Source organism: Streptosporangium sp. NPDC000396 (assembly GCF_042898655.1).
Classification (GTDB): Bacteria; Actinomycetota; Actinomycetes; order Streptosporangiales; family Streptosporangiaceae; genus Streptosporangium.
In genome coordinates, this window is sequence record NZ_JBIAZA010000011.1 from 70,249 (window position 1) to 86,134 (window position 15,886).

The following is a 15,886-nucleotide window of genomic DNA, read 5'->3' on the forward strand; positions in this document are numbered from 1 at the left end:
CTCGGTTACAAGAAAGAACCGACCTCATCTTCAGGAACTGGAAATCGAGCCATGTCCTCCATCGTGGAATCTCCACCGCTCCCCCGTATGACCGCGCGCACCTGGGGCATGCTTCTCGTGCTGTGCGGCGCGATCTTCCTCGAAGGCATCAACGTCGCCATGCTCAACGTCGCCCTCCCGGCGATCAGAGCCGATCTGGGCCTGTCCACCGGTGAGCTGCAGTGGGTGATGAGCGCCTACGTGCTCGGCTACGGCGGTTTCATGCTGCTCGGCGGCCGGGCCGCCGACCTGTTCGGCCGCCGCCGGATGTTCCTGCTCTGGCTGGCGGTCTTCCTCGTCGTCTCCGCTCTGGGCGGCCTGGCGAGCGAGGGCTGGATGCTCATCGCGGCCCGGTTCGTGGCGGGTGTCGCGGCGGCGGTCATGACTCCGGCCGGACTGTCGATCATCACCACGAGCTTCGAGGAGGGCCCGCAGCGCAACCAGGCACTCCTGGTCTACTCCGGCACCGCGGCCGGTGGCTTCTCGCTGGGGCTCGTGCTCGGCGGACTGCTCGCCGCGGCCGACTGGCGATGGGTGCTCTTCGCGCCCGCCGTACTCTCCCTGCTCATCCTGCTCGCCGCGATGCCGCTGATCCCCAGGACCGACCGCGAGCACCCCACAGAGCAGCGGGTCGACCTGGCGGGCGCGATCACCGTCACCGGCGCGATCATGCTGCTGGTCTTCGGCGTCGAGCGGGCCACCCACACGAGCGCGGGCTGGACCGCCGCCACGATCGTCTCCGGGCTCGCGCTGTTCCTGGCCTTCATCGCGATCGAGCGCAGGTCTCCGGCTCCGCTGGTACGGCTCGGCATCTTCCGCTCGGCACCGCTCCTCCGCGCCAACCTGGCCGGACTGCTGTTCGCCGCGAGTTTCTTCGGATTCCAGTTCGTCGCCGTGCTCTACCTGCAGGAGCTGCGCGGCTGGACCTCGCTGGAGACGAGCCTGGCCATGCTGGCGATCGGCGCCGACGCGATCCTCGCCCCCACCCTGACCCCCAGACTGGTCAACCGCTTCGGCAACCCCACGGTGATCCTGGGCGGCCTGCTGCTCGCCGCGCTGGCGTACGCGCTGTTCCTGCCGATCGGCCTGGACTGGACCTACGCCGCCATGTTCCCCACCATGATCATCCTCGGTCTCGCCTTCGCGCTGGCCTACGGACCGCTCACCATCGTCGCCACCGACGGCATCGACGAAAGCGAGCAGGGGCTCGCCGGCGGCCTGCTCTACACCTCCTTCCAGTTCGGTGCCGCCCTCGGCCTCGCCGCCACCACCGCCGTGATCGTCGCGGCCACCGGCGCGGGCGGCACCCCGCAGGACCTGCTCGGCGGCTACCGCGCCGCTCTCCTCGTGCCGCTCGCCGCGGCCGGCCTGGCCGTCCTGGTCAGCGCCTTCGGCCTGAGGAAGGGAGCCGGCCGATGACCGTCAAGGCGAAGTCCTTCGCCGAGTGCGCAGCAGGATCTGGCAGGTTCCGGTCTCACCGGATTGAGCGCCTGATCGAGCGCCGCCGGGCACGCCGGACCACGAGATCACCGCGCGGCGCGTCCGGCGTTCGGTGACCCATGTGACGGCACCTAGCCCAGCAGGTTCGCGACCCGCTCGGTTTCGGCGGCGAGGGCGGCGGTGGGCACGTCTTCCAGGAGATCGAAGGTGATCTCACCGTTCTTCGCCTCCCAGACTCCGGCCACCCTGCCCTGGTAGATCACGACCGGGGAGATCCAGCCGGCGGCGCGGCTGACCTTCGGCTTGGCCTCCTTGGGCAGAAGCGGTTCGAGATCGCGTGGGGCGCCGAGGATGTATTGGTCGAAGCCAGGCAGCAGGTGGACCCCGGTGGCGGGCGCGGTCGCGGCCAGATCGTCGAGATCGTCGGCGAGCAGGACCATCGGCCGGCCCTCGACCTCGACCTCGGCCAGCTCGGGAGTCAGGTCGCGGAACCAGCCGCGCAGGGTCGCCTTGCGGGCGCCGCCTCGGTAGAGCCAGGTGTCGAAGGCCTCGGGGGTGCCGGGGCCGTGGGCGCCGAGGAAGGAGCGGACGAGGCGCATGCCGCCCTCCTCTGCCGAGGGCAGCTCGGCCGGCCAGCCGGGCACCCAGTCACGGGGGCTGACGAAGGTCACCCGGCCCTCGCGGGGCGGGCCGTAGCAGAGCTCGCCCAGAAAGCTCAGCGGCTTGAGCAGGGCGCCCCAGCCGGAGGTGAGCGCCTCCTTCAGGTGAAGGTCGCCGGTGACCTCGATGACCCGCTCCACCAGCTCCTCACGGGTGAGCGTGCTGTCGCGGAGCGCCTTGGGGACCGCGTCGAGGATGGCGGCGACCTCCGCGGCGGTGACACCGTGGCCGCGCTGCCAGGAGCCCTTGTCCCAGTTGCGGAACGAGCCGAGGACCGCGGCGTAACAGGCCAGCTCGTCGGCGGGGACCAGGTGCAGGGTGCCGCGCGCCGTCCAGGTCTTGACCAGGGTGCGCTCCTGCCACAGGGCCCTGTCGATCTCGCCGGGGCGTGGATCCGTGCGCCGCACGGCCACGGCGAGCTCCGCGGAGGAGGCCACCTGGGCCTGCACCCCGGTGAGCCTCCGGACCACGGACACGGCGTCGGACCCTGCCACCGGGTCGACGAACTGCCGCTTCAACCTCCATGCGAGCACCTGGTGCCAGGTCACCGAGATAGTCATGAATCAACTTCTATACCTTCTCCCTGACATAACCCTCCCGGCGGAACTCCGCCGGCCCCGCGGGAGCGGCGCCCCGCCCGCCGATCGGGCTCCGGAGGTGTCCCCGCGGGCTACCGGGTGAAGCCGATGTCCTGATACTTCAGGTCATAGAAGCCGCGGGCACCGAAGTTGGCGATGGTCTTCTTGACGGCGACGTTCTGCGGGCGCTGGTAGAGCGTCACCACGTTCACCGCCTCCCAGATCAGCTTGTCGGCGACGTTGGTGGCGGCGACGGCCTGGGCGCCGTCGAGGGCGGCGGTCGCCTTGTCCATGGCCGCGTTGATCTGCGGGGAACCGATGCGGCCGAGGTTGGCGTTCCACTGCAGCTGGCCCTTGGAGTCCTTGACCGCGTTGGCGTACTGGCCGTAACCGCTGGAGACCGGGAAGGGCGTGCCCACGTAGGCGAACGCGGTGATGTCGTAGTTGCCGGGAATGATGTATCTGGTGAAGTAGTCGTCACCCGGCACCGCCTGAAGGGTGACCTTGACTCCGATCTGAGCCAGCATGTTCTGGATGAGTTCGGCTTCGGACTTGGTGAGCTGCAGGCCGGACGGCATGATGAAGCGCAGGTTCAGCTCTTTGCCCCCCTTCATTCGGGTCTGCCCGGAAAGCATCCAGCCTGCGGCATCCAGCAGCTTCTTGGCCTTTTCAGGGTTGTAGGTTCCGAGCTCTCCTGCGTTGTCCTGGTATCCCTCCTGGGTGTTCATGAAGAAGTGGTTGTTCAGCAGGACGATCGGCCAGTCCAGCCCCTGGAGGTCGGATTGGGCGATGGCCTGGCGGTTGATGCCCATCGCGATGGCCTGGCGGACCCTGACGTCGGAGAGCATCTCGCTCTCGCCGTTCATCGTGATGTGCCGGAAGTCGGGTCCGGCCGCCTGCCGTACGATCGCGTCCTGGCTGCTCTTGGCCCGCGCGTAGTCGGGCGCGGAGGGGCCGAGGTCGAAGGTGTCCAGCTCCCCGTTGCTGAAGGCGCCGACCAGCGCGTCGCTCTCCAGCGATCGGTAGATGATCCGGTCCAGCTTGGCCCTGTCCCCCCACCAGCTTTCGTCCCTGACAATGGTGATGGTCTTGGCCGTCTCGTCGAAGGAGTCGAACTTGAACGGGCCCGCGGTCACCGGGATCCGGTGCAGCCAGCCGTCGTTGAACCCCTCCGGGGTGGCGTTGGTGCTCTTGGGATACAGCGGCCCGAACAGTGACTGCCAGTCTCCGAAGGGCTTGGCGAAGGTGATGACGACCTCGTGGTCGTCCTTGCCCCTCGTCACGCTTTCGATGTCCTGGTATCCGGTGGTGCCGGCGACGCGGTAGTCGCCGTCCTTGCCGTTCATCGCTCCCCACTGGGCCTTGTAGTCCTCCCAGGTGATCGGCCTTCCGTCGGACCACCTGGCCCTGGGGTTGAGCGTCAGCGTGACGACCTGCCTGGGCCTGGTCGCGGTGACCGTTCCCTTCAGCAGGTAGTCGGTGTTCGCCGAGATCTCACCCTTCTCGTTGGAGCGGAAGGGCGAGGGCATGAGGGCGTCGATGACCTTCTTGACCATCGCCAGGTTGCCGTCGACGTGGTTGAGGTTCCAGTTGGCCGGATACTCGTTGAGCCCCCAGCGGAGCAGGCCCCCGTCCTTGATCCGATCGCGGGAGACCGGATTGATGTCGTAGGCCCTGATGCCGGTCGGCGACCTCTCGTCTCCCCCGCCGCCTCCGCCGCCTTCTCCCTGACCGCTGCAACCGGTCAGGGCCAACGAGCCGGCCACGGTCAGAGCGGCGGCGAACGCGCCCACGCGCCGGATTGATATCACGGTTCCTCCTGGGTCATACGACTTCGAGCTTCTCGGCGAAGTGGCACGAGGCGCCGTGGTCCTCTCCGAGCGGCCGGACCTGGGGTTCCTCGTTCACGCACCGCGCCCGGCCTGCCTCGTCGAGGGTCCTGAACTTGGGGCAGCGGGTGCGGAAACGGCAGCCGGTGGGAGGATCGGCCGGACTGGGCAGGTCGCCCTCGAGCAGGATCCGCCTTCTGGAACGTTCCTTCTCGGGGTCGGGCAGCGGGATCGCCGACAGCAGCGCCTGCGTGTAGGGGTGCATCGGAGTGTCGTAGACCTGGCCGACCTGCCCGATCTCGGCGATCTTCCCGAGATACATGACCGCGACCCGGTCGGCGATGTGCCGGACCACGGCCAGGTCGTGCGCCACGAACAGATAGGACAGGCCCAGACGGCTCTTCAGGTCCTCCAGCAGGTTGATCACACCCGCCTGGATGGACACGTCGAGCGCCGAGACCGGTTCGTCCAGCACGATCAGCCGGGGCTCCAGGGCGAGCGCGCGGGCGATGCCGATGCGCTGGCGCTGGCCGCCGGAGAAGTCCTGGGGGTAGCGGGCGGCGTGGCCGGCGTCCAGGCCGACCAGATCGAGCAGTTCCCGGACCCTCAGCCCCGGGGCTCTGATCCCGTGCGTGCGCAACGGCTCGGCGATGATGTCGTAGACGGTCATCCTCGGATCCAGCGAGGCCAGCGGATCCTGGAAGACGACCTGCATGTCCCGCCGGATCGCCATCTGGTCGCGGGCACGCAGCTCCGACGTGTCGTGCCCCAGCACCACGATCGTGCCGCGCTGCGGTTTGGCCAGCTCCAGGATCTCCATCAGCGTGGTCGTCTTGCCGCAGCCCGACTCGCCGACCAGGCCGAGTGTCTCTCTCGTGCGGATGTCGAAGCTGATGCCGTCCACCGCGTAGACCGTGCCGACCCGCCGTCTGAAGAACGCCCCCTTCATCAGGGGGTGGTGCTTGGCCAGGTCGTTCACCGCCAGGACGACGTCGCGCTCGTCGCGCGGCAGCCGTACCGGCCGCTCGTGGGCCGCCGGTCCGGCTCCGGGCCCGCGACGGTCGCCGGTTCCGGCTTGGTAGATCTGGGCGGGCGACCAGCCGGCCGCCTCGATCTCACCCGAGCGGATGCACGCGGCCTGGTGCCCGGGGAGACCGACCGGCTCCAGTGCCGGCTCCGCCTCCGCGCAGGCCGGGACGGCCATCGGGCAGCGCGGCTCGAACGGGCAGCCGGGCGGCAGCGCCGCGGGCGACGGCGGGTTTCCCTCGATCGGAACCAGCGGCTGCCCGCCGTCCCGGTCCAGGCGCGGGACCGAGGCGAGCAGGCCCATGGTGTACGGCATGCGCGGGCGGTAGTAGACGTCGTCCACCGACCCGACCTCGACGGGCCGCCCCGCGTACATGACCAGGACCCGGTCGGCGAACCCGGCCACCACCCCCAGGTCGTGGGTGATCAGGATGATCGCCGCGCCGGTCTCCCGCTGTGCCTTCTTCAGCACCTCCAGCACCTGGGCCTGGATGGTGACGTCGAGCGCGGTGGTCGGCTCGTCACAGATGATCACGTCGGGGTCGTTCGCGATCGCCATCGCGATCACGGCGCGCTGGCGCATGCCGCCGGAGAACTCGTGCGGGAACGCCTTGGCACGCTGCGCGGCGTTGGGGATGCCGACCAGGTCGAGCAGCTCGACGGCCCGTTTCGCGGCCTGCTCCCTGCTGACCTTCTGGTGGATCCGGACCGCCTCGGCGATCTGGTCTCCCACCCGGTAGACCGGGGTGAGCGCGGAAAGCGGGTCCTGGAAGACCATGGAGATCGTCTTTCCCCGGAAGGCGGTGAGCGTCTTCTCCGCCGCGCCCAGGATCTCCTGGCCCCACAGCCGCACCGAGCCGGCGACGCGGGCGTGCGGCGGGAGCAGGCCCATCACGGCCAGCGAGGTGACCGACTTGCCGGACCCGGACTCGCCGACGATGCCGAGCACCTCGCCCGGACGGACCGCGTAGCTCACCCCCCGGACGGCGTGCACCGCGCCAGGACCGGAGCCGAAGGTGACGTTGAGGTCGGTCACCTCCAGCACCGGGACGGCCTGGCCGATCCGGGACCTCACACCTGCCGAGCGTTCGTCACACTCTCTCATTGTCCGCCCCTCTTCGCGGTGGGGTCGAAGGCGTCTCTCAGAGCGTCACCGACCAGATTCACCGCGAGCACGGTGACGATCAGCAGCCCGGCGCAGAACCAGAACGTCCACGGGGCGTAGACGGCCGTCTTGGCGCCGTCGGCGATGAGGCTGCCCAGCGACACGTCGGGAGGCTGGATGCCGAAGCCGAAATAGGACAGGGAGGTCTCGGTGAGGATCGCGGCGCTGACGTTCAGCGTGGCGTCCACGATCAGCAGCGAGGACATGTTGGGGATGACATGCCGAAAGATGATCTTCACTGGTGAGACGCCCATGAACCTGGCGGCGTGGATGAACTCCCGCTCCTTGAGCGAGATGGTCATGCTTCGAACGATCTTCGAGGTGACCATCCAGAGGAACAGCGCCAGCACGAGCACGAACAGCGGCCACTGACCGCCGGCGAAGAGCGGCGACATGATCGCCAGGATCAGGAAGGCCGGCAGGACCAGCATCAGGTCGGTGACCCAGGTGAGAGACCGGTCGGCCCAGCCTGGGAAGTATCCGGCGAAGGCGCCGACCAGTGCCGCCAGCACGGTGCCGACCACTGCGGCGAGCAGGCCGACGATCAGCGACTTCTGCATGCCGCGCAGCGTGACCGCGTAGACGTCGGCACCGGTCTGCAGGGTGCCCCACCAGTGCTCGGCGGAGGGCGGCTGGAGGAACGCCATGAAGTCCTTGTCGGTGTAGGTCCACCTGCCGAGATGCGGCCCGGCGAACGCCAGCAGGAACATCAGCCCGAGCAGCGCGAACCCGATCAGGCCCTGGAGCGAGCCGAAGAAGCGGCCCGTGACCACCCGGAGCCGCGAAGGGGCCCTGAACCTGTCGGCGTCCGCCCGCTGCTCGGTGAACTCCTCGTCAGTGATGCTCATCTCCTTGCTCATCCGACCCGGACCCGCGGGTCGAGAACGGCGTGGAACACGTCGGAGGCCAGGGACGCCACCAGCACCGCCAAGGCCGCGAAGCAGCTGATGGCGGCCACGGTGTTCACGTCGTTGGTGGAGATGGAGTTGACCAGCTGCTCACCCATGCCGTGCCAGCCGAAGATCTTTTCGGTGAAGGTGGTGCCGACCAGCAGCGCCCCGAAGGTGAAGGCGAAGTAGGTGACCGCCGGGATCAGCGCGGTGCGCAACGCGTGCTTGACCAGCGCGGTACGGCGGCGCAATCCCTTGGCCATGGCCGTGCGGACGAAGTCGGCGCCGAGCACGTCGAGCATCATGTTGCGCTGGTAGCGGCTGTAGACGGCGATCAGCCCCAGCGAGAGCGAGAGCGAAGGCAGGATCAGGTGCTGGAGCCGGTCCACCGCCTGCGTGAGGAATCCGCCCTGCAGGCCAGGGGTCGCCTCACCGCTGACCAGGAAGATCTGGGTGCCGGTCAACTCGTTGAACCAGACCCCGCCGATGATCAGGATGTTGGCCAGCACGACGGTGGGGACCGCGAGGACGACGAAGGAGGCGCCGGTCGACAGCCGGTCGAACAGGCCGTACTGCTTGACCGCCGCGTAAGCGCCGACCAGCACACCGGCGACGCTGCCGACGATCAGCCCGATGGTGATCAGGCGGAGGGTGACACCGATCCGCCGCCCGAGGTCCTCGCTGACCGCGCCGCCGGTCACCGTCTTGCCGAAGTCGCCGTGGACGACGCCGCCCGCCCACGTCAGGTAGCGCTCCAGCACCGGGGTGTTGTCGTTCAGGTTCAGCTCGGTGAGGCGCGCGTCGATGACCGCCGGCGGAATCGGCGGGTAACGACCCTCGTAGTTCGATCGGGGATTGAGCGCGGTGGCCGCCAGCATGTAAGCCAGGCTCGTGGCAACGACGATCAGCACCAGATAGTTGAGCAGCCTGCGGAAAAGGAATCCCGCCATCGTCCCCCCTTCCGCGATTCCCTTCTGTCGGTGGCCATCCTGCTACATAATGCAGCCACTCAACTACAGGGGGTGCTCAATCGGGGGTTCGATCTCGGTCAAAGGCTGTGCTCAGCATGCTCGCCGCACTCGCGGTACTCACCGTGCTCCCGCGCTCCCGCGCGCGAGATGGGGTCAGCGTGGAGTCATCGCCCGGCGAGCTCGTCGACGGCCGCGCGCAGGTCGGCGCTGGTGATCGTGGTCAGCTCGGCGGCACTGGCCGTGCCTCCGCCCAGGGCGGCCAGCCGCACGTCCCGGCGCATCGCGGCGCGCTCGAACAGCGAGCGCGCGAACCGGCCGTTACCGAGGCCGTCGATCAGGCCGTCGTCGCAGACCCACGTGAAGACCTCGGTCAGGTCCCGGCGGGCGGCCTCGTCGAAGCGGTCACCCGAGCCTTCCGCGAGCAGCTCGGCGATCTCCGCGAGCTCACCCGGCGCGTAGGAGGGAAACCGCACGAGCTGGTTGAACCTGCTGGCCAGGCCGGGATTGGTCGACAGGAACCGGTCCATCTCGTGCTCGTATCCGGCCAGGATGACGACCAGCCGGTCACGGTCGTCCTCGGCCCGCTTGAGCAGCGTCTGCACCGCCTCGGCGCCGAAGGCGTCACCCCCGGCGTACCCGGTGTTGACCAGGCTGTAGGCCTCGTCGATGAACAGCACCCCGCCGAGCGCCCGGTCCACCAGCTCGTTCGTCTTGATGGCGGTGGCCCCGAGGTGCTGGCCGACCAGGTCGGCCCGCTGGGCCTCCACCACGTCGGCCTGGGCGAGCAGGCCCAGGGCGGCGAAGATGCGCCCCAGGATGCGAGCCACCGTGGTCTTGCCGGTGCCCGGCGGCCCGGTGAAGACGAAGTGCCGCATCTGCGGCGGGGTCGGCAGGCCGCGCTCCTGGCGCATCCTGGCCACCCTGAGCTGCGCGGTGATCGCGTGCACCTGGCGCTTGACCGGCTCCAGACCGGCCATCCGGTCCAGGTCGGCGAGCGCCTCCTCCAGGCTGGGGGCGGCCTGGTAACCCCGGTAGCGGGCGGTGAGCTCGTCGAACGCCTTGGCGACGTCCTGGACGCCGGTGGTCACCAGATCCTCGGTGGTGGGTGAGCCTCCGGCGCCCACCACCCGCACGTCACGGGCCTGGGCCGAGGCCTCCACAAGGCTGCGGACGAAGCGTGCGTTGCCCAGTTCGTCCACGATCGTGCGCCGGTGCACGTCCTCGAACCGGGCGAGCAGCGCGGGCTTGGCGTCCTCCGCCATCCGGTCGCCGCGCCGCCGCTGCAGCAGGTGGGTGATCTGGAGCAGCTCGTCCGGCGTGTAGCTGGGGAAGCGGACCCGGCTGGCGAACCGGCTCGCCAGGCCGGGGTTGGAGGCCAGGAAGGCGGTCATCTCCTTGTCGTATCCGGCCAGGATGATGATCAGCCGGTCACGGTCGTCCTCGGCCCGCTTGAGCAGCGTCTGCACCGCCTCGGCGCCGAACCGGTCGAGCTGGCCGTCACCGGAGTTGATCAGGCTGTAGGCCTCGTCGATGAACAGCACCCCGCCGAGCGCCCGGTCCACCAGCTCGTTCGTCTTGATGGCGGTGGCCCCGAGGTACTCCCCTACGAGGTCGGCGCGCTGGGCCTCCACCACGTAGGGCGTCTCCAACAGCCCGAACGCGTAAAAGATCTTCGCGACGGTCCTGGCCACGCTGGTCTTGCCCGTGCCCGGAGGGCCGACGAACACGAAGTGGCGCATCGGGGGATCGGCGGAGTAACCGGCCTCCCTGCGCAGCCGGGCCGCCTCGATGGAGGCGGCGATCGAGCGCACCTGCTCCTTCACCGGGGCCAGGCCGATCATGCCTTCCAGCTCGGCGAGGGCCTCCTCCACCGAGATCGGCGGCGGCGCGGGCCGTTCGCCGGGCGTGTGGGCCGGCTGGCCCCCCTCGCGGACCCGCAGCCTGGCCTGCTGCTCTCCGGCCGTCAGCGCGGTCCTGACCTGGCGGGCCCGGACGAAGCGGTAGACCAGCATCGCGGCGGCCACGCCGTACGCGGCCCACAGCGCGATGTCCGGCGACACCACCGCGATCGCGGCGGCCACCAGGCCCGCCGGGACCAGCGCCATGAGCGTCGTCAGCCATGGGGGGACCCAGCGGATGAGATGCGCGGCTCCGGCCACCAGAAAGGCCAGGAGCGTCATCCCCGCCGAGGCGGGTGCCTGCCTGCCGTACAGGCTCTGGAGGATCGGCAGCAGGAGCAGCCACCCGGCCACCACGACGAGGGTGGCCGCGGCGCGGGGGAAGCGGAGGGTCAGCGCCATGAAGCCGAGCAGGGCGATCGTGACGAAGAAGGCGCTGAACGGCGACCAGCCCATGCCCAGCGCCAGCCCGACCGCCCCGACCAGCACAGCGGCGTAGATCACCCTGCGCAGGGATGGAGAAAGCCGGAAATAGCGCGATCGCACCTGTTCGAAGACATCCCGTGCCGCCGCGCGCCCCGCCGGCCTGGCCCTGTCGGGTTCCCGCATCATGCCTCCCCGGTCCGCCCCCGGTTATACCGCACCCGGCAGACGTTTGCGCGTGGCTGAGCGCCGCGCCACGCCGTCACACCGACACGATCAGATAAAACGGGCTTAGAACGGATGAATACCATGATCCTGGCGCCACATCCTGCTCCCGTCCTCCCACGGGAAACGGCTCGATCCGCGCGGGAGGTTCGCACGGGGGCGCTCAGCCAAGGGGGAAGCGAATCCGGTCGTGGCCGGGATATTCGCCGACCACGACCTGTTTGGGAGTGACCCGGAGCACGTCGGCCTCGGTGTCGCCGACCGCGACACCGCGAACCTCCGCCCAGAACTGGCGGTCCAGCGGATCGGTGACGAACACCGCCACCCTCGGGTCGCGCTCGGCCGCCTCCCACGCGTCGTCGCCGGCGATCAGGCGGAGCTCCCCGTTCGGGCTGACCGAGCTGACCGCGCCGACCGCGAGCGCCCGCGGCCCGGTGGGGTCGGCGTAGGCGAGCACCACGCCGCGAGCGCAGGCGAGAGCCTGGCGCACCTCGCCACTGAGGCCGACCGTCGGCCCCGCGTCGCCCGGCAGGCGGCGGCCGCAGCTCTCACACATGACCAGGGAAGCCCGCCAGGGTCCAGGCTCGCCTCGCCACCACGCCTGCGCCGACCTCGCGGCGAACACGGCCACCAGGGCGCCCAGCACCGCGGCACCGGCCTGCCCCGCCTCGCCGCCCGTCACCCGGAGGAGCCCGAGCGCCGGCAGGACCGCCGCCCCGCCGAGCACGAGGGAGGCGGTGGCCAGCAGGACCAGCGCCGTCACGAGCCAGCGGTCGGCGGCGAGCACCCGGCGGAGGCGAGGGGCCGGCCCGCCCCGGCCGCACGCCCAGCCGAGCGCGAGCGGGACGGCCGGCGCGGCGAAGGCCCATCCGGGCTCGTCCGCGACCAGGACGAGCCCGGCGATCACGGCCAGTGCGGACCACGCGCGGCCCACCACCAGCCAGAGGGTCACGCCGATGTTCCGCAGGGCCGTACGGTCCTCGTGGGCCGCGGCGAATTCGGCCAGCGCCTTGACCGGCCGCCCCTGCCAGGCCTCGACCAGCACGCGCAGGACGAGTACGGCCGCGCCGTTGAGGAGGACCAGCCCCGCGAGGCAGGCCCACACCCCGCTCGACGGCCCCTGTGCCGCGCCCGCAGCGAACACGGAGGCCGCCCGGGGAAGGGTGGCGATCGCCGCGACATAGGCGGCGACGGCGACCAGGGTGGCCGCGACGGACGTGCCGAGCCACAGGTCCCGGGCGAGCATGCCGGGAACGTAGGGCCAGAGCCTGACCCGGTGCGCCTGCCTGAGGGTGATCAGCAGGACGACGGCCAGCATCGCCGCACCGCCGTCCCTGGCTCCGGCGGTCAGGCCGAGACCGAAGGCCGCCGCCCCGACCACCGAGAGCGTCACGGCCAGCAGGACGCGGGTCTCCCGGCACCACGTCTCCATGACGTGCCGGGCCCGGCCGGTCTCCCGGGGGTCGATCGGCCAGGCGGGATCGTGATGGCCCCGGGGGCGTTCCCAGCGCAGGAGGGCGAGACCGAGGTTGATCCTGGCTCCGGGGTGGTCGTCCAGGCGACGCAACGCGTCGCGATAGGCGGCCTCGGCTCGGCGGTGCTCACCGCGCAACAGCGCGAGGTCACCGATGAGGGCGTGCGGATCGGGCTCCTCCGGCGCGTAGCGGACGGCCCTGGCCGTCTGCGCCCACGACTCCCGCCAGCGTCCCGGCACCCGGCGCAGGGCCGCGCCCAGGCGCAGCCGCGCGGCCCAGGAGCCCGGCGCCAGCCGTACGGCCTCCTCGGCGGCGGCCACGGCCTCCGCGACGCGGCCGAGCCGTTCGAAGGCGAGGCTGGCGAGGCGGTATCCCCAGTCGGCACCGGACTCGGCCCGGGGGTCGCGCTCCACCGCCTGGCGGGCGGCCTCCAGAGCGGCCTCCGGCCGGTCGCGGCTCAGCCAGGCGGCGGCAGTGGCACACCATTCGCGCGGGTCGTCCGAGTCGGGTGGGGGCGGGACCCTGGCGGGGGCCTGCTGGCCCAGACCGCTCACCGAGCACCCGCGATGTGGATGTCCCGTCCTTCGGGGAGGAGAGGAAGCGCGGAACGGTCCTTGATCGTGGCCTCCACGTTTGCGGCGGGATGTCGGACATGATGGTCATGGTCCGGGCGGGCTCGTCCTTTGCCTAGAGAGCAGCTACATGCCTGTATCTCTCTAGAGAGGTCACACATATCTCTCTAGAGAAGACGCACGCCTCTCCTCGGAGAGACGCGGGAGAGGAGACCCACGCCATCACGAGATGCGCGTATCGGTCTGAACCGATCGTCCGATCATGGCTCGCCCACCGCCCGACTTCGCCTAAGCTGCGACGCATGTTCGTCCAGGCCGACAGCTCCGCGAGCGGCCTATGACCATCACGGGGGTCGTGACCGGCGCCAGACGCGCCGCACCCGATCCACGAGAGCGAAGGACCGGCCGCTGGTCGGTCCTCGTGTTGCTGTGCTTCAGCCTTCTGCTGATCGCGGTGGACGCGACGGTGCTGCACATCGCGGTCCCGGCGCTGACCGCCGCGCTTGAGCCGACCTCGGTGCAGCTCCTGTGGATCATCGACGTCTACTCGCTGGTGGTCGCGCCGCTGCTGCTGACCTTCGGCACGCTCGGCGACCGCTACGGGCGCAAACGCCTGGTGCTCGCCGGATATCTGGTGTTCGGCGCCGCCTCGGCGGCGGCCGCGTTCGCTCCGACCCCGCCGGCCCTCATCACCGCGCGGGCGTTCCTCGGCGTCGGCGGCGCAATGATCATGCCTGCCACGCTCTCCATCATCCGGCAGGTCTTCACCGACCGGCGCGAGCGCGCGATCGCCCTGGGCGTGTGGAGCGCGGTTGCGGCGGCCGGCGCCGCGATCGGGCCGCTCATCGGCGGCGTGCTCGTCGAGCACTTCTGGTGGGGTGCCGTCTTCCTGATCAACGTGCCGATCCTGCTGGTGCTGCTGCCCGCGGCGGCCAGGATCCTGCCGGAGTGCCGCCCGCGCGCCTCGCATCCGTGGGACGCGCCCAGCGCGCTGCTGTCCGTGCTCGGCATCCTCGCCCTGGCCTTCGGGGTGAAGGAGGCGGGCTCCGGACATCTGGGCGGGGTGGCGGCGTTCCTGTGCGGGGCCGGGCTGCTGGCCTGGTTCGTGCGCAGGCAGCGGCGGATCCCCTCGCCCCTGCTCGACCTCGCCCTGTTCCGGAACAGGGCGTTCTCCGTCGGTGTGGCCGCCGTGCTGCTGACGGTCTTCTCCCTGGTCGGGCTGGAGCTGATGCTCGCCCAGTATCTCCAGCTCGTGATCGGCGACAGCCCGCTCGGCGCCGCGATCCGCATGCTGCCCTTGATGATCGCCTCCGTCGCGGGCGGCCTCGCCGGCGCGCAGCTGCTGCGCTGGATCGGACTGCGGGCCACGATGAGCGGCGGGCTGGCGCTGACCGCCCTGTCCCTGACCCCCACGCTGACGTGGGGCACCGAGCACCACTCGCTGGTGCTCGTGCTCTGCTTCGTCGGCGTCGGCTTCGGCATCCAGGTCACCCTGCTGGCCGCCTCCGACACGATCATGTCGTCCGCCCCCGAGTCGCGGGCGGGCGGCGCCGCCGCCGTCGAGGAGACCGCATACGAGCTCGGCGCCGGGCTCGGGGTCGCGGTTCTGGGCACGATCACCACCGTCGTCTACGCCCCCTCCCTGGTCTCGGTGCCGGGTGTCGCTCCCCCGCTGATGTCCCAGGCCCGCCAGTCGCTCGCCGCCGCCGCCCACGTGGCGAACGAGGTCGGCGGCGACACCGGGGTGGCCCTGCTGAACGCCGCCCGCGTCGCGTTCGTCTCCGGACTGCACTCCACGATCGTGGTGAGCGCGCTCCTGCTGGGCGCGACCGCCGGGGCCGTGGCGCTCCTGATCCCCCGCCGGCAGGCTGACCAGGGTGACTCCGGCTGACGAGTTTCGGCGATCCTCGACCGGTCAGCTATGGGCAAGAACGGTGAATCTCACCAGAATGAGGAACCGTGCGACGAACCCTCCACGATCTCGCCGCCCTGGCCGCCAGGTTGGGGGTGGGCGGGATCTTCTTCGCCAACGGCTGGCACAAGCTGGAGGCGGGTCTGACCGCCACCGCCGCCCAGTTCGCGACCCTGGGCGCCCCCGCCCCCGGGGTCTGGGCCGGCGCCACGATGCTGACGGAACTCATCGGCGGTGCCCTGCTCGTCGTGGGGCTTGCCGTACCGGCCTGCGGGCTGCTGCTGTTCGCCGAGGCCGTGGCCGTGTTCGTCCTGGCGAGCGGTGAGCAGGGGCTGCCGCTGACCGGTGGCGACGTCAAGCTGGTCGTGGCGCTCGGCGCGGCCTCCGTCCTGCTCGCGGTCGGCGGCGCGGGCCGCCTTTCCGCCGACCACATGGTGGTGATCAGGCGGCGTGAGGCCGAGGCCGCGGAGGACTTCGCCGCCGAGACCGAGGCCGATGACGTCATCGCCGCGTTGCGCGAGCCAGAGGCCGCCGAACTCGCCCCCAAGGAGCAGGCCCAGGCTGAAAAGCCCGTCCAGGAGGAGAAGACGGCCCGGCCCGCGGAGGGAAACCCCGAGACCGGCTCCGGGACCGGCGGGGACACCGCGGAGTTTCCCGCCGACCGCCCCCGGGCGGGCCGCCGGGGCACGGCGGGCGCCCCGGAGAGCACGCCTTCCTCCGGCAAGGGCGGCGACATCCTGGTGGCCGGGCAGAAGGAGGAATCCGCCGGGGACTGAGCTCCCG

10 protein-coding genes are annotated in these 15,886 nt (G+C 70.7%); 3 read left to right on the plus strand and 7 right to left on the minus strand.

What is annotated here, in order from left to right; all coding sequences use genetic code 11:
• The first annotated feature begins 87 nt into the window (after positions 1-87).
• On the plus strand, positions 88-1,458 hold the full coding sequence (locus ACFY2X_RS19150; protein WP_389939801.1) for an MFS transporter: 1,371 nt from the start codon (positions 88-90) through the stop codon (positions 1,456-1,458).
• 152 nt (positions 1,459-1,610) lie between these two features.
• Here ACFY2X_RS19150 and ACFY2X_RS19155 read toward each other — a convergent pair whose 3' ends face one another.
• The 7 genes from ACFY2X_RS19155 to ACFY2X_RS19185 form a co-directional block, all read right to left on the minus strand.
• Positions 1,611-2,699, minus strand: a complete 1,089-nt coding sequence (locus ACFY2X_RS19155; RefSeq protein WP_389939802.1) for a winged helix DNA-binding domain-containing protein — start codon at positions 2,697-2,699, stop codon at positions 1,611-1,613.
• A gap of 110 nt (positions 2,700-2,809) precedes the next feature.
• Positions 2,810-4,528: an ABC transporter family substrate-binding protein gene (locus ACFY2X_RS19160; RefSeq protein ID WP_389939803.1), complete on the minus strand. Its 1,719-nt coding sequence runs from the start codon at positions 4,526-4,528 to the stop codon at positions 2,810-2,812.
• Positions 4,529-4,541: 13 nt separating this feature from the next.
• Positions 4,542-6,677, minus strand: coding sequence for a dipeptide ABC transporter ATP-binding protein (locus tag ACFY2X_RS19165; protein WP_389939804.1), 2,136 nt, complete (start codon positions 6,675-6,677; stop codon positions 4,542-4,544).
• Entirely contained in the window at positions 6,674-7,585 is a 912-nt protein-coding gene (locus ACFY2X_RS19170; protein ID WP_389939805.1) for an ABC transporter permease, read from the minus strand. Before ACFY2X_RS19170 ends, ACFY2X_RS19165 begins: the two co-directional genes overlap by 4 nt.
• A gap of 8 nt (positions 7,586-7,593) precedes the next feature.
• Complete coding sequence (locus ACFY2X_RS19175; RefSeq protein WP_389939806.1) at positions 7,594-8,577, minus strand: ABC transporter permease; 984 nt, start codon at positions 8,575-8,577, stop codon at positions 7,594-7,596.
• Between the two features lie 185 nt (positions 8,578-8,762).
• On the minus strand, positions 8,763-11,105 hold the full coding sequence (locus ACFY2X_RS19180) for an AAA family ATPase (RefSeq protein ID WP_389939807.1): 2,343 nt from the start codon (positions 11,103-11,105) through the stop codon (positions 8,763-8,765).
• A gap of 202 nt (positions 11,106-11,307) precedes the next feature.
• On the minus strand, positions 11,308-13,173 hold the full coding sequence (locus ACFY2X_RS19185; protein WP_389939808.1) for a hypothetical protein: 1,866 nt from the start codon (positions 13,171-13,173) through the stop codon (positions 11,308-11,310).
• A 355-nt stretch (positions 13,174-13,528) separates the two neighbouring features.
• Here ACFY2X_RS19185 and ACFY2X_RS19190 point away from each other — a divergent pair, with 355 nt between their 5' ends.
• Both ACFY2X_RS19190 and ACFY2X_RS19195 read left to right on the plus strand, forming a co-directional pair.
• Positions 13,529-15,082 (plus strand): MFS transporter, encoded by a 1,554-nt coding sequence (locus ACFY2X_RS19190; RefSeq protein WP_389939809.1) that lies wholly within the window; start codon positions 13,529-13,531, stop codon positions 15,080-15,082.
• 68 nt (positions 15,083-15,150) lie between these two features.
• The gene (locus ACFY2X_RS19195) at positions 15,151-15,879 is read left to right on the plus strand and encodes a DoxX family protein (protein ID WP_389939810.1); all 729 of its coding nucleotides are present in this window, start codon (positions 15,151-15,153) and stop codon (positions 15,877-15,879) included.
• Positions 15,880-15,886: the final 7 nt, after the last annotated feature.